At 71.0% G+C, this 13,062-nt stretch carries 12 protein-coding genes; 2 read left to right on the top strand and 10 right to left on the bottom strand.

The window, feature by feature from the left end; genetic code table 11:
* Positions 1–162: 162 nt before the first annotated feature.
* The 4 genes from ACF1DX_RS28090 to ACF1DX_RS28075 all read right to left on the bottom strand — a co-directional run bounded on the left by ACF1DX_RS28090 (position 163) and on the right by ACF1DX_RS28075 (position 6,531).
* On the bottom strand, positions 163–1,581 hold the full coding sequence (locus ACF1DX_RS28090) for a sugar porter family MFS transporter (RefSeq protein ID WP_391793919.1): 1,419 nt from the start codon (positions 1,579–1,581) through the stop codon (positions 163–165).
* Between the two features lie 193 nt (positions 1,582–1,774).
* A complete protein-coding gene (smc, locus tag ACF1DX_RS28085; protein ID WP_391793918.1) occupies positions 1,775–5,374 on the bottom strand; it encodes a chromosome segregation protein SMC in 3,600 nt (1,199 codons plus the stop codon).
* Between the two features lie 294 nt (positions 5,375–5,668).
* Entirely contained in the window at positions 5,669–5,872 is a 204-nt protein-coding gene (locus ACF1DX_RS28080) for a hypothetical protein (protein WP_030824772.1), read from the bottom strand.
* Between the two features lie 377 nt (positions 5,873–6,249).
* On the bottom strand, positions 6,250–6,531 hold the full coding sequence (locus ACF1DX_RS28075; RefSeq protein WP_391793917.1) for an acylphosphatase: 282 nt from the start codon (positions 6,529–6,531) through the stop codon (positions 6,250–6,252).
* A 176-nt stretch (positions 6,532–6,707) separates the two neighbouring features.
* Here ACF1DX_RS28075 and ACF1DX_RS28070 point away from each other — a divergent pair, with 176 nt between their 5' ends.
* Positions 6,708–7,940: a CAP domain-containing protein gene (locus ACF1DX_RS28070; RefSeq protein WP_391793916.1), complete on the top strand. Its 1,233-nt coding sequence runs from the start codon at positions 6,708–6,710 to the stop codon at positions 7,938–7,940.
* Between the two features lie 61 nt (positions 7,941–8,001).
* On the opposite strand, the gene ACF1DX_RS28065 is transcribed toward ACF1DX_RS28070, so the two are convergent.
* Entirely contained in the window at positions 8,002–8,592 is a 591-nt protein-coding gene (locus tag ACF1DX_RS28065) for a flavodoxin family protein (protein WP_391793915.1), read from the bottom strand.
* A gap of 139 nt (positions 8,593–8,731) precedes the next feature.
* Here ACF1DX_RS28065 and ACF1DX_RS28060 point away from each other — a divergent pair, with 139 nt between their 5' ends.
* Entirely contained in the window at positions 8,732–9,130 is a 399-nt protein-coding gene (locus tag ACF1DX_RS28060) for a winged helix-turn-helix transcriptional regulator (RefSeq protein ID WP_391793914.1), read from the top strand.
* Here ACF1DX_RS28060 and mutM read toward each other — a convergent pair.
* The 5 genes from mutM to ACF1DX_RS28035 all read right to left on the bottom strand — a co-directional run bounded on the left by mutM (position 9,103) and on the right by ACF1DX_RS28035 (position 13,038).
* Complete coding sequence (mutM, locus tag ACF1DX_RS28055) at positions 9,103–9,963, bottom strand: bifunctional DNA-formamidopyrimidine glycosylase/DNA-(apurinic or apyrimidinic site) lyase (RefSeq protein ID WP_391793913.1); 861 nt, start codon at positions 9,961–9,963, stop codon at positions 9,103–9,105. The two genes, ACF1DX_RS28060 and mutM, sit on opposite strands and share 28 nt — an antisense overlap.
* Before the next feature lie 223 nt (positions 9,964–10,186).
* Positions 10,187–11,005 carry a ribonuclease III gene (gene rnc / locus ACF1DX_RS28050; protein ID WP_391793982.1) on the bottom strand — a complete coding sequence of 273 codons (819 nt, stop codon included), beginning with the start codon at positions 11,003–11,005 and terminating at the stop codon, positions 10,187–10,189.
* A gap of 19 nt (positions 11,006–11,024) precedes the next feature.
* Positions 11,025–11,198: a 50S ribosomal protein L32 gene (gene rpmF / locus ACF1DX_RS28045; protein ID WP_007493396.1), complete on the bottom strand. Its 174-nt coding sequence runs from the start codon at positions 11,196–11,198 to the stop codon at positions 11,025–11,027.
* Positions 11,199–11,200: 2 nt separating this feature from the next.
* Complete coding sequence (locus ACF1DX_RS28040; protein ID WP_385058198.1) at positions 11,201–11,845, bottom strand: YceD family protein; 645 nt, start codon at positions 11,843–11,845, stop codon at positions 11,201–11,203.
* Positions 11,846–11,973: 128 nt separating this feature from the next.
* On the bottom strand, positions 11,974–13,038 hold the full coding sequence (locus ACF1DX_RS28035) for a cell division initiation protein (protein WP_391793912.1): 1,065 nt from the start codon (positions 13,036–13,038) through the stop codon (positions 11,974–11,976).
* Between the last annotated feature and the right edge of the window lie 24 nt (positions 13,039–13,062).

Genomic DNA, 13,062 nt, shown 5'->3' with positions numbered 1-13,062 from the left:
TCGTTCTACGCGCGGGTCCGCGAAGGCGCGCCCGGCGCCCGGTCCCCGGGGAGAACACGCCGCCGCCCTCGCCCGGGTGACCCGGGCGAGGGCGGCGGTGAGGGTACGAGGAGAGGGACAGCGGGGACTTGGGTCCTTCTCCCCGGACTTGGGGGCTGCCGCTCAGCCCATCTCCTCCAGCGCCTTGCCCTTCGTCTCCTTCACGAACTTCAGGACGAACGGGATGGAGAGCGCGGCGAAGACCGTGTAGATCACGTAGGTGGCCGACAGGTTCCAGTCGGCCAGCGAGGGGAAGCTCGCGGTGATGGCCCAGTTGGCGACCCACTGCGCGGCGGCGGCGACACCCAGGGCGGCGGCGCGGATGCGGTTGGGGAACATCTCGCCGAGCATGACCCAGACGACCACGCCCCAGGACAGGGCGAAGAAGAGGACGAAGACGTGGGCGGCGATCAGGGCGACCCAGCCCTGGGTGGCGGGCAGCGCCCCGTCGACGAGGTCGGCGGAGAAGGCCCAGGCCTCCAGCGCCAGACCGATCACCATGCCGACGGAACCGATGATCGCGAGCGGTTTGCGGCCGATGCGGTCGACGAAGATCATCGCGATGACGGTGCCGACGATGTTGATGATCGACGTGGTGAAGGAGTAGAGGAAGGAGTCCGTCGGGTCGACGCCGACCGACTGCCACAGCGTCGAGGAGTAGTAGAACGCGACGTTGATGCCGACGAACTGCTGGAACACCGACAGGCCGATGCCGATCCAGACGATCGGCTTGAAGAAGAAGCTGCCGCCGAGCAGGTCCTTGAAGCTGGACTTCTCCTCGCGGTGCATCGCCGACTCGATCTCGGTGACGCGGGCGGTCAGGTCGATGTCCTTGCCCTCGACCTCTTCGAGGATCTGCCGGGCGCGCTCGTGCTTGCCGACGGAGATCAGGTAGCGCGGGGACTCGGGGATGGCGAAGGAGAGCAGGCCGTAGAGGACGGCCGGGATCACCATGACGCCGAGCATGACCTGCCAGGCCTCCAGGCCCATCAGCTCACCGCGCTGGTCGCCGTCGGCAGCGTTGAGGATGCCCCAGTTGACCAGCTGCGAGACGGCGATGCCGACGACGATCGCGGCCTGCTGGAAGGAGCCGAGCCGGCCGCGGTAGGCGGGCGGGGCGACCTCGGCGATGTAGGCCGGGCCGATGACGGAGGCCATGCCGATGGCGAAGCCGCCGACGATCCGCCAGAAGGCGAGGTCCCACAGCGCGAAGGGCAGCGCGGAGCCGACGGCGCTGATGGTGAACAGGACCGCGGCGATCTGCATGCACCGGATGCGGCCGATGCGGTCGGCTATGCGGCCGGCGGTCGCGGCGCCGACGGCGCAGCCGATCAGGGCGACGGCGATGACCTGTGCGAGCGCGGCGGAGCCGATGTCGTAGCGGTCGCGGATGGCCTCGACGGCGCCGTTGATCACGGAGCTGTCGTAGCCGAAGAGGAAACCGCCCATGGCGGCCGCCGCCGCGATGAAGACGACGTGCCCGAGATGTTCGGGGTGAGCCGTCCCGGCTCCTGACTTCTGTGCCTGCGCTGTGCTGGTCACGTGTACTCCTCGGGCCACCGGCAACATCGCCGGATGGGGGTCAGCCCTTCGAGGTCCAGCTGAAGGTACCTGAAGGTAAAAACAACATTGCAGAGACTATGCCTTCAACTTTTGAAGTCAATAGGTCATGTGCTGTGAGTTTTTAGACGTGACGGAGTGGAGATCGTTCAGAACTTGAAGGTTGTGTGCCGGTCTAGCGCAGCCGCTGGCTGATGACCTTGGACACGCCGTCGCCCTGCATGGAGACGCCGTAGAGCGCGTCGGCGACCTCCATCGTGCGCTTCTGGTGCGTGATCACGATCAGCTGCGAGGCCTCCTGCAGCTCCTGCATGATCCGGATCAGCCGCTGGAGGTTGGTGTCGTCGAGGGCGGCCTCGACCTCGTCCATGACGTAGAACGGGCTGGGCCGCGCCTTGAAGATCGACACGAGCATCGCCACGGCGGTCAGCGACCGCTCGCCGCCCGAGAGCAGGGAGAGGCGCTTGACCTTCTTGCCGGGCGGACGCGCCTCGACGTCCACGCCCGTGGTGAGCATGTTGTCGGGGTCGGTCAGCACCAGGCGCCCCTCACCGCCCGGGAACAGCCGGGAGAAGACGCCCTCGAACTCGCGCGCGGTGTCCCGGTAGGCCTCGGTGAAGACCTGTTCGACGCGTTCGTCGACCTCCTTGACGACCTGGAGCAGGTCCGCGCGGGTCTTCTTCAGGTCCTCCAGCTGCTCGCTGAGGAACTGGTGGCGTTCCTCCAGCGCCGCGAACTCCTCCAGGGCGAGCGGGTTCACCTTGCCGAGCTGCTGGTAGGCGCGTTCGGCGGCCTTGAGGCGCTTCTCCTGCTCGGCCCGTACGAAGGGGCGGGGCCTGTTGCGCGGGTGCTCGGGGTCCTCCGGCAGCTCCTCGCCCTCGGCGGGGGGCGAGGGCGGCACCGGCTGGTGCGGTCCGTACTCCGCCACCAGCCCGGCCGGTTCCACACCCAGTTCCTCCAGCGCCTTGGTCTCCAGCTGCTCCACCCGCAGCCGTTTCTCGGCGCCGAGTACCTCGCCCCGGTGAACTGAATCCGTCAACTTGTCGAGTTCCGCCTTGAGATCGCGCCCCTCGGCGCGGGCGCGGGCGAGTTCCTGCTCGCGGCGGGCCTTGGCGGCGTCGGCGGCGGTGCGCTCCTGGTCGGCGCGGGCGAGGGAGACCTCGACGTGCGCGAGGAGCGTCCGGGCGCCGGCGGCGACGGCCCGGGCGACTTCCGCCTCGTGGCGCAGCCGGGCCCGGCGCTGTTCGGCACGCGCGCGTGCCTCGCGTTCCGCGCGGGCGGCCCGGTCGAGGGAGTCGGCCCGTCCGGCGAGCCCCTTGACCCGTTCCTCGTGTGTACGGGCCTGGAGGCGGGCCTCCATCTCGGTCTGGCGGGCGTTGGCCCCGTCGGCGGCGAGCCGGTCGCGTACGGCGGTGTCGGGCTCCTCCTCGAACGGCGTCTCCTCGGCGACGGCGAGCCGCTCGGCGAGTTCCTCGACGTCGACGAGCGCCTTGTCGAGGGCTTCCTGCGCCCGGTCTGCCGCGGCTCCGGCCCGCTCGGCCTCCCCGGCGGCGCCGCGTGCCTGGCCGGCGAGCCGGCCGAGCCGCTGGGCGACGGAGGACTTCTCCCGGTCCGCGGCCCGGCGCCGCTCCCCGAGTTCCTCGACGAGGGCCGCGCACTCCCGGCGCCGGCCGGTGGCCTCCTCCTGCGCCTCGGCCAGCTCCGCGCAGCGTATGGCCAGCTCCGCCAGCTCGGCGGCGGCCTCGTCCACGGACGCCTGTACTTCCAGCAGGCTGGGGGCGCCTGCGGAACCGCCCTGCGCGAAGTGGGCGCCGAGCAGGTCGCCCTCGGCGGTGACGGCGGTGAGGCCGGGGTGGGCGCCGACGACTTCCTCGGCGTCCTCCAGGGTGCCGACGACGACGATGCGGTGCAGCAGCCGTCGCACGGCCGGCATGAGCTCGGGGGGTCCGCTGACGAGGTGCTCGGCGGGGAGGGCGGCCGCGGGTGTGTCGGCGGCCGCGGGTTCGCTGTGGTCGATCGCGCGGTTCCCCGCGCCCCTTGGGGGTGCTGCTTCGGCTGCTTCCGCCAGGAGCAGGGTCGCTCGGCCCGCGTCCTGTTTGCGCAGGAGACGGATCGCGTCGGCCGCGGCGGACGGTGAGGTGACCGCGAGGGCGTCCGCCGCCGTGCCGAACGCGGCCGCGAGCGGTACCTCGTAGCCGGGCGTCACCGTCAGCAGCTCCGCGGCCGGGCCCAGCAACCCGGTGAGGCGGTCCTTCGCGCTCAGCAGGGCACCGGTGCCGTCCTTGCGGCGCAGACCGAGGGCGAGGGCCTCGTGGCGGGCCCGGGTCGCCGCGCGGCTGCGTTCGGCGGCGGTGGCCGCCTCACGGGCGGTGGTGAGGGCGGCCTCCGCGTCCGCGAGCCGCCGCTTGGCGGCATCGTGCAGCTCGGCGAGTTCCGCGTCGCCCGCGTCGAGGCCGTCGACCTCGGCCTGGAGGGCCTCGTACTCCTCCTGCGCGGCGGCGGCCCGCTCCCGGGCCTCGTCCCGGGCGACGGCCAGCCGTTCGATCTCCGCTTGGGCGGCGGCGGCACGCGAACGGGCCGCGCCCACCTGTCCCGTGAGCCGGGCGAGCCCCTCGCGCCGGTCGGCGATGGCCCGCGCGGCGTCCTTCAGCCGCCGTTCCTCCTGGGCGAGTTCGCGTTCCAGCTCCGCGCGGTGGGCGACCGTGTCCTCCAGGGCGCGTTCGGCCGCCTCCAGGGCGGCCTCCAGTTCGGCCTCCTGCTCGCGGATGCGGGCGGCCTCGCGCTCCATGTCCTCCGGGTCCCGGCCGCGCCGCTCCTCGGGGGGCGCGGAGGTCGCGCTCTGCACGCGTGCGTCGGCCAGCGAGATCGTGCCGCGCACCCGTTCGGCGAGCTGGGAGAGCTCGTACCAGGTCTGCTGGGCGCTGTGCAGCCGCGGGGCGAGCCGGCGTACCTCGTCCTCCAGGTGGGCCTCGTGCCGGAGGGCCTTCCCCAGCTCGGTCTCGGTCGCCTCCTTGCGCTCCTTGAGGGCGGCCTCGTCGGCGATCTCGGCCCGCAGTGCCTCGCGCAGCCGTACGAGGTCGTCGGCGAGGAGGCGCAGCCGCGCGTCGCGCAGGTCGGCCTGGATGACGGCGGCCCGCCGCGCGACGGCGGCCTGGCGGCCGAGCGGCTTGAGCTGGCGCCGCAGCTCGTCGGTGAGGTCCTGCACCCGTGCGAGGTTGGCCCCCATCGCGTCCAGTTTCCGCAGCGCCTTCTCCTTGCGCTTGCGGTGCTTGAGGACGCCGGCGGCCTCCTCGATGAAGGCGCGGCGGCCCATGGGGTCGGCGTGCAGGACGGAGTCGAGCCGGCCCTGGCCGACGATGACGTGCATCTCCCGGCCGATGCCTGAGTCGGAGAGCAGCTCCTGGATGTCGAGGAGCCGGCAGGTGTCGCCGTTGATCTGGTACTCGCTGCCACCGTTGCGGAACATGATCCGTGTGATGGTGACCTCGGCGTACTCGATGGGGAGGGCGCCGTCGGAGTTGTCGATGGTCAGGGACACCTCGGCACGGCCCAGCGGGGGGCGGCCGGTGGTGCCGGCGAAGATGACGTCCTCCATCTTGCCGCCGCGCAGCGACTTGGCGCCCTGCTCGCCCATGACCCAGCTGAGCGCGTCCACGACGTTGGACTTGCCCGAGCCGTTCGGACCCACGACGCACGTGATCCCCGGCTCGAACCGGAGCGTGGTCGCGGAAGCGAACGACTTGAAGCCGCGGAGGGTCAGGGCCTTGAGGTGCACGCCGCCGGACTTTACCCGCCGGGCGGATCCCACTCCATGAACGCGCGGTTTCGCGGGTGAACGCGCAGGGCAGACCAGATGTTGAAGAGGGTGAAAGGATGCGCGGGACAACGAGCGTCGTGCGCGGGGGTGCGGGCGCCGGAGCGGGATCACGGAGGCGGGAAAGAAAGAAGGGACGCCGGGGCGTCCCTTGCAATTCTGACTGCTCGGCGGTGGTGACGGGCGGGCCCGACCACCGCTGTGCTGTTCGTGCAGCGGTTTCGTGCGACGGTGAAGTGATCAGCCGTGCAGTGATCAGGTGAGCGCAGGCTCCGCCTGGTGTGCGTCAACGCTCTCCATGATCCTGTCGTGAGAAGCGGCAGCCGCCAGCGCGTCCTTCTCCGCCTGGATCCGTACGAGCTCGGATTCCAGGTCCTGGACGCGCTGCTGGAGCCGTCGCATCTCGGCGAGGAGTCGCGGGTCGGAGCCGCCGACGTAACCGAGAAGCGCCTTTGCCATGATGGATGGTCCTCCACAATGAGTGACCGACCGATGCGGTGTGGGTCGTGAGGGATTCGCACCCGCGGTGCTTGGCCTGCCTGGAGTTGTACTGCCGTTCAGCCATGCCAAACAGCTAAGGTGCGCGGGGCTTTCAGCGTCTCACCAAAAAGTTTGAGGGTCAACACGATCACGCCCCGTATTGGCGGACAACCGGGCGCGCACGGCCGGCCGACGGCGGCGGCGCGAGTCTCACGGGTCCTCGGGGCGTGGCGATCATCTTGACGGCCGGCGCCGCCCACGGCAAGCCCTTCTCGGCAATCACCAGGACTTTTTCGTCGGGGAGGGCTCGTCGTGCGGGCCGTCCGCGGTGACCGGGGCCGCTGGAGCGGGCGGGATCAGCGGACGGCGAAGCCCTCGTAGCCGCCGCGCGGTGTGTCCCAGATCTCGGTGACTCCGTCCACCCGTCCGGGCGTGTCGCCGGCCTGGAGCCAGTCGAGCAGTCCCTCGCAGCGTTCGCGGGTGCCCTCGGCGACCACTTGGACCCTGCCGTCGCCCAGATTGAGAGCAAAACCACTCAGGCCGCCGATCTCCAGCGCCTTGGCCCGGGTGAACCAGCGGAAACCCACACCTTGGACACGCCCGCGCACCCAGGCGACCATGCGCACATCCTCGCTCATGGCTGCAACCTAACCGGACAAAGTCACTTGGGGCACACCTGGCCCATGCGCCATGCGGTAGCGTCCCCAGCCATGAATCTCATATGAAACTCACTCGTTCGTGTGAGTTTCGTGATCATCGGGTTTCGGGTTGGTCGCCAGCATGAGTCGACCGCAAGGACGAGGAAGGCCAGGACATGGGACGCCACCGACGCTCCGCCGCCGGCCGCGCCGCCACGGGCCGCGCCACCGGGGTCACCCACGACGATCCCCGCTACGGCGGCCCGCTTCCGGGGGGCGACCGGGGGGACGGCCCGCCCACGATGGGCACCGCGCCGTATCTGAACCCACAGGCGTACGCCGAGACGTACGCCAAAAGCGAGGCCTACCTCTACGCGACGGACGGCGCCGGAACCCCCGCCGGGGGCGGCGACTTCACCCGCGGCGGCTTCCCGGGCACCGACTTCTCCACGGGCCCGGACCGGATCGGCTCCGCCACGGACCGGATCGGCTCCGCCACGGACCGGATCGGCCACGCCTTCCCCGGTGACGGTCTCGCGCCCGGCGACGACGCACCCCGCCCCGACGGACACCGGCGCCGGAAGAAGAAGGCCGCGACCCCCGTCCGTACCGGCCTGCTCGGTGTCTCCGCCGCGGTGGCCCTCGGCACGGTGGCGGTGGCCACGGGCGCGGTACCCGGCCTGGAGAGCTACCGGCTCGGCGGCGACAGCACCTCCGGTGACAGCGTGCAGGCCGGGGGCGCGCCGACCAACTCGCCCAGCGAGCAGGGCGGCACGTCCGGCAGCCTGGAGAGCCCGAGCCGCGACGCCGGTACCCCGGCGAGCCGTGACGCCGAGCGCTCCGTCTCGCCCGAGCCGTCCGCGTCGGCCTCGACGCCGGCCGCGCCGACGAAGACCCCGGAGAAGAAGGCTCCGGAGAAGAAGGAGCCCGCGGCGGCCCCCGAGAAGACCGCGGAGAAGACGCCGCCCCGCGAGGCGACGCCGGAGCCGGAGCCGGAGAAGAGGACGAGCGACCCGGCACCCTCGTCCGCGGAGGCCGTCGCCGGCGCCGAGGTGCTCCGGCTGGTCAACGTGGAGCGGGCCAAGGTGGGTTGCAGCCCGGTCACCGCGAGCGGCGAGCTGACCGATCTGGCCACGTCGTTCAGCACCGACATGGCCGACCGCGGCTTCTTCGACCACACCGACCCCGACGGCGACACCCCGTGGGACAGGGCCAAGACGGCCGGCATAAGCAACCTGGGCGGCGAGAACATCGCCCGGGGCCAGGCCGACGCCGCGGCCGTGATGCAGGCCTGGATGGACAGCCCCGGCCACAAGGCGAACATACTGAACTGCGACTTCAAGACGCTGGGCGTGGGCGTCCACATGGGGTCGGGCGGCCCGTGGTGGACCCAGAACTTCGGGTACTAGCGCTACACGATGAGTGCGAAGGACGGCGGGCCGGGATCCTCCCGGCCCGCCGTCCTTCGTGTCACGCGGCGACGGCCGCCCGGCCCCGCAGGAAGATCTCGGCGGTCCGGGCCACCCTTCGGCCCAGGTGCTCCGCCGTGGCAATGTCGGCCTTGTGGACGGCGTCCGGACCCTCGTCGACATTGGTCTGGGCGGCGGCGCCGGCGAACACGCCGAGGCGGTTGAGGTCGTTCTCCGAAGCCGTGCTGCTGTTCCAGCCCGGCAGCAGGCCGAGGTTGACCCAGTGCATGCCGAGCTGCGCGGCGAGGATCTGGAAGAACTGCAGGGTGTGCAGCTTGTCGCCGCTCTTCGAGCCCGAGTTGGTGAATCCCGCGGCGAGCTTGTCCCGCCACACCTGGTCCCCCCAGCGCTTCGAGGTGGCCTCGGCGAAGGCGTGGAAGGCGGCGGAGGCGGTGCCCATGTAGGTCGGGGAGCCGAACACGATGGCGTCCGAGCGGTCCAGGATCGCCCACTGCTCCTCGGTGATCGTCCCGACGTCGATCAGATGCACCTCGGCACCGGCGTCGGCGGCACCCGTGCGCACGGCTTCGGCGAGGACGGCGGTGTGGCCGAAGCCGGAGTGATGGGCGATGGAAACGACAGGGGTGGTCATGGTGGGCGCTCCTTGGAGGGCTCTTGGGAAAGCGAGAGAACAGGCGAATCAGCGGCTCGCCAACACTGTAAAAAGGAAAGCACTAGCTTCTGGTTAGTGCAACCTATTGGTTAGCGCTGCTCTGAAGTAGGCTTGGCCCATGACGACCACGCAGCGCCCGGCGGAGCAGGAGCTCCCCTTCAACGTGTTCGCCAAGGCGTGCCCGTCCCGCGGCACGCTGGAGCATGTGACCGGACGCTGGGGCGCGCTGACCCTCGGCGCGCTCCATGAGGGCTCGCTCCGGTTCAACGAGCTGCGCCGCCGGGTCGACGGGGTGAGCGAGAAGATGCTCTCCCAGACGCTGCACGCGCTGGAGCGCGACGGCCTGGTGCACCGCGAGGCCCAGCCGACCAACCCGCCCCGCGTGGACTACGAACTGACCCCGCTGGGCCACGAGGTCGCCCGGCGTCTGCTCGCCCTCATCCAGTGCGTCGAGGGCAGCATGGACGCCGTGCTCCAGGCCCGTGAGCGCTACGACGAGACGCGCGGCGCCCGCTGACACCTCGGGCAGAAGTAGCTGGAGCGGTTCATCCATGCCCGTCGGCGCATCGGCGTACCGCAGCGGCGGCAGGGCAGACCCTCACGGCCGTACGCGTCCAGGGACCGGTCGAAGTAGCCGGACTCCCCGTTGACGTTGACGTAGAGACTGTCGAAGCTGGTGCCGCCCACCGCGAGCGCGGCGTTCATGACGTCCCGGACGTGGCCCAGCAGGAGCAGGGTGCGGGGGCGGGTGAAGCCGGCCGTGGGGCGCTCGTAGTGGATGCGGGCCCGCCACAGCGCCTCGTCGGCGTAGATGTTGCCGACGCCGCTGATCAGTGACTGGTCGAGCAGGGCCCGCTTGATGGTGGTCCGCCTGCGGCGCAGCGCCTGGTGGAACGCCTCCTCGTCGAAGAGCGGGTCGAGGGGGTCCCGGGCGATGTGCGCGATGACGTCGGGCAGTCCGTCGGGGGTGGTCCCGTGCAGCGACAGACCGCCGAAGGTGCGCTGGTCGACGAAGCGGAGTTCGGTGTCCAGGGCGTCGGTGAAACGGACGCGGACGCGCAGGTGCTTCTCGTCCGGTGCCGTGTGCGGCTGGACCAGCAACTGGCCGCTCATGCCGAGGTGGGCCAGGACCGACTGGCCGGTGTCCTCCAAGGGCAGCCACAGGTACTTGCCGCGACGGCTGGGGACGCCGATGCGGTGCCCCTCGAGCCGGTGCGCGAAGTCGTCGGCGCCGGCTACGTGACGGCGTACCGCGCGCGGGTGCAGCACCTCGGCGTCGGCGACGGTCCGGTGGGCGACCCACCGCTCGAGTCCGCGCCGTACGACCTCGACCTCGGGCAGCTCGGGCATGGTGTCCCCTCCAAGGACCGGTGTACTGAGAGCCGTCCGGGGCGTCGGCGGTCGGCGGCCCGCCACGCCCGGTCTCTTCCCCGTGCGTGGAGGATCCGCCGTGTGCGGGCCCCGTCGCGTCGAGGCCGTCCGTCCCGGCTCCGGTCCGGACGGCCGGACAGGCTCTGGCGTCGCGAGCGCCCGCCCCCGGTCCGGGGGCGGGCGCTCGGGTCGCGCTGTTCTTTCAGGCGGAGGCCGACGGGGCGTCGGCGCTCTTGTCGGAGGCATCGGCTTCGGCGGTCCGGACGACCTCCTCGGCCTCCGCCGCCGCCTTGGCGCGCTCGTCCGCCGCGGCCCGGATGGACCGCCACGCGGACTCGGCGGCCTGCTGCTCCGCCTCCTTCTTGCTGCGGCCGGTGCCGGTGCCGTACGAGACGCCTCCGACGCGGGCGGCAGCAGTGAAGGTCTTCTCGTGGTCGGGGCCGGTCTCCGTGACCAGGTACTCGGGCACGCCGAGTCCTTCGGTCGCGGTGAGCTCCTGGAGACTGGTCTTCCAGTCCAGGCCGGCTCCGAGGTTCGAGGACTTCTCGATCAGCGGGTCGAACAGGCGGTGCACCAGTTCGGAGGCCGCGTCCAGGCCCTGGTCGAGATAGACGGCGCCGATCACCGCTTCCAGGGTGTCGGCGAGGATGGACGCCTTGTCCCGGCCGCCCGTGCCCTCTTCACCGCGGCCGAGCCGGATGAAGGAGCCCAGGTCGAGCCCGCGGCCCACCTCCGCCAGCGCACGCGAGTTGACCACCGCGGCCCGCAGCTTGGCCAGCTGGCCTTCGGGCAGGTCGGGGTGGATGTTGTACAGCGTGTCCGTGACGACGAGGCCGAGCACGGAGTCCCCGAGGAACTCCAGCCGCTCGTTCGTCGGCAGACCGCCGTTCTCGTACGCGTAGGAACGGTGGGTCAGCGCACGCACCAGAAGGGCGGACTCGAGCTTGTAGCCGAGCCGCCCTTCCAGAAGCGTGTGGGACGAGGCCTGGTGGTCCGCTGAGTTCTTCTTCGGCGTCGACACAGTGCCTCTCACCAGCCGCTCAGACCTCGAGGACCTGGCGCTTGTTGTAAGTGCCGCAAGACGGGCACGCGATGTGCTGCAGCTTGGGCTCGTGGCAGCGCTCGCACGCAACCAGGGTGGGGACCGCAGCCTTCCACTGCGACCGGCGGTGGCGCGTGTTGCTGCGCGACATCTTCCGCTTCGGAACAGCCACGGCTACTTCTCCTGCTTCTCGTCGACGCCCGGTTCGGCGCCGCTCATCTCGTCCTTCTCGCCGTCTCCGAGTGAACCGGCGAGTCCCTGCAAAGCCGCCCAACGGATGTCGACGGCATCGTGGTGGTGGTCCGGGTCGTCAGCGAGCCGTGCTCCGCACTCGGAGCACAGACCCGGGCAGTCTTCCCGGCACACCGGCTGCATCGGCAGTGCGAGCACCACCGCATCACGCAGCACAGGCTCGAGGTCGAACAGGCCGTCCTCGAGAAAGAGCCTGTCCTCGTCGTCCTCGGCGTCGTCGCCCGGCTCCGCGATCACGCGGCCCCGGTCGTCGGCGTCAGGGTACGAGAACATCTCCTGGAAGTCCGCTTCGAGCTCCTGCTCCAGCGGCTCCAGACACCTTACGCACTCCCCCTCGGCCTTGGCACGGGCGGTGCCTGTGACGAGCACACCTTCCATGACCGACTCGAGCCGGAGCTCCAGCTCCACCGGAGCGCCTTCCGGCACTCCGATGACGTCCTTGATCCCGAAGTCCTGGGGAGCGTCGACCGTGCGGGTCAGGCGCTGCAGCGCACCGGGCCGCCGCCCCAGCTCGTGCGTGTCGAACACGAGGGGGTTGCGGTGGTCGAGGCGGGCGTTCAGGGCCATTCCTGCTTTCGGTCTTCGAGCTCAGAGATATCACTGCCCTGTGATGTTCCCTGGCAGCGTGGATCGCGGACGTAAGCGCGACCGAAGAGCCAGGATACTGGACCTTTCGCTCTCGGCCCAATCCGCCCCTACAGGCCCCGCTCGCGCTCATAGGCCCGCAACTGCTCGGGCGTGATCATGCTGGTGTCGAAGAGGCTGGTCTCGTCCAGGGCGTAGCCCTGCTGGGCCTGCTGCGCCTGCTGGTCGTGCCCGGCCTGCCGCCCCTGGTCCGGGTCGTACGCCTGCGTCTCGTAGCCCTGGTACGCGGCGTAGGGGTCCGGCTGCTGCTGATAGCCGTAGGCGTCCTGCCCGCCGCCGTACTGCTGCTGGTAGTCGGCATAGGGGTCCGGCTGCTGCTGATAGCCGTACGCGGGCTCCGGCTGGGCGTAGGTCCGCTGCTGCGGCTCGGCCTGCTTGGCCGGGGCGGCGTCCTGCTCGGCGAGGGACGCGAGGTCGGCGAGGTAGTCGGCGTCGCTGGAGTGCTGGACGGTCGTCGTGTCGTCGGCGAGGGCGCCGAGGTCGTCGCTGGCGATCCGGCCGTGCAGCTTCTGCCGTCCCTTCCCGACCGCCTCCAGGGTCTTGGCGAGGACCGCCTCGAAGGCGCCGAGCTTGACGTCGACGTATTCGTCGGCGCTGCGGCGCAGGGTCTCCGGGTCGTGGCTGCGCTCGGGGGCGTCCTCGTCCTCGTAGCCCTGCTCGTCGAGGCCGGGTCCGGTGCCGAGCAGCTTCTCGCGGCCGCGGCCGACCGAGCCGAGCGTCTTGGTGAGGACGACCTCGAAGTTGGCCAGCTTGGAGTCGACGTAGTCGTCGGCCTCCGCGCGGACCTCCTCGGCCTCCTTGCGGGCCTCCTCGAGGATCCGGTCGGCCTCGGCCTGGGAGCGGCGGGCGATCTCCGTGTCGGAGATCAGGGAGCCGCGCTGCGCGTGCGCGCCCTCGATGATCCGTTCGGCCTCCTGGCGGGCCTGCTCGACCATCTGCTCCCGGCCGCCGATCAGTTCCTCGGCCTGCGCGAGGGAGTCGGGCAGCGCCGCGCGCACCTCTTCGAGCATCGAGAGCAGTTCGGCGCGGTTGATCACGCACGAGGCCGACATGGGCATCGACCGGGCACTGGAGACCGCGGCGACGATCTCATCGAGCTTCTTCTGCACGTCCACCGTGTGCTCGCCACTCTCTACAGC

Origin of the sequence: Streptomyces sp. NPDC014676, from assembly GCF_043084105.1 — a bacterium.
Taxonomy (GTDB): Bacteria; Actinomycetota; Actinomycetes; order Streptomycetales; family Streptomycetaceae; genus Streptomyces.
This window is presented reverse-complemented; position numbering and strand designations above follow the sequence as displayed.

What these genes read in the sequence shown, in the direction of transcription:
- mutM (WP_391793913.1), bottom strand. Translation starts at nt 9,963, where the DNA reads ATGCCCGAGCTGCCCGAGGTCGAGGTCGTACGGCGCGGACTCGAGCGG.
- ACF1DX_RS28040 (WP_385058198.1), bottom strand. Translation starts at nt 11,845, where the DNA reads ATGGCCCTGAACGCCCGCCTCGACCACCGCAACCCCCTCGTGTTCGAC.
- ACF1DX_RS28075 (WP_391793917.1), bottom strand. Translation starts at nt 6,531, where the DNA reads ATGAGCGAGGATGTGCGCATGGTCGCCTGGGTGCGCGGGCGTGTCCAA.
- ACF1DX_RS28060 (WP_391793914.1), top strand. Translation starts at nt 8,732, where the DNA reads ATGACGACCACGCAGCGCCCGGCGGAGCAGGAGCTCCCCTTCAACGTG.
- ACF1DX_RS28070 (WP_391793916.1), top strand. Translation starts at nt 6,708, where the DNA reads ATGGGACGCCACCGACGCTCCGCCGCCGGCCGCGCCGCCACGGGCCGC.
- ACF1DX_RS28065 (WP_391793915.1), bottom strand. Translation starts at nt 8,592, where the DNA reads ATGACCACCCCTGTCGTTTCCATCGCCCATCACTCCGGCTTCGGCCAC.
- ACF1DX_RS28080 (WP_030824772.1), bottom strand. Translation starts at nt 5,872, where the DNA reads ATGGCAAAGGCGCTTCTCGGTTACGTCGGCGGCTCCGACCCGCGACTC.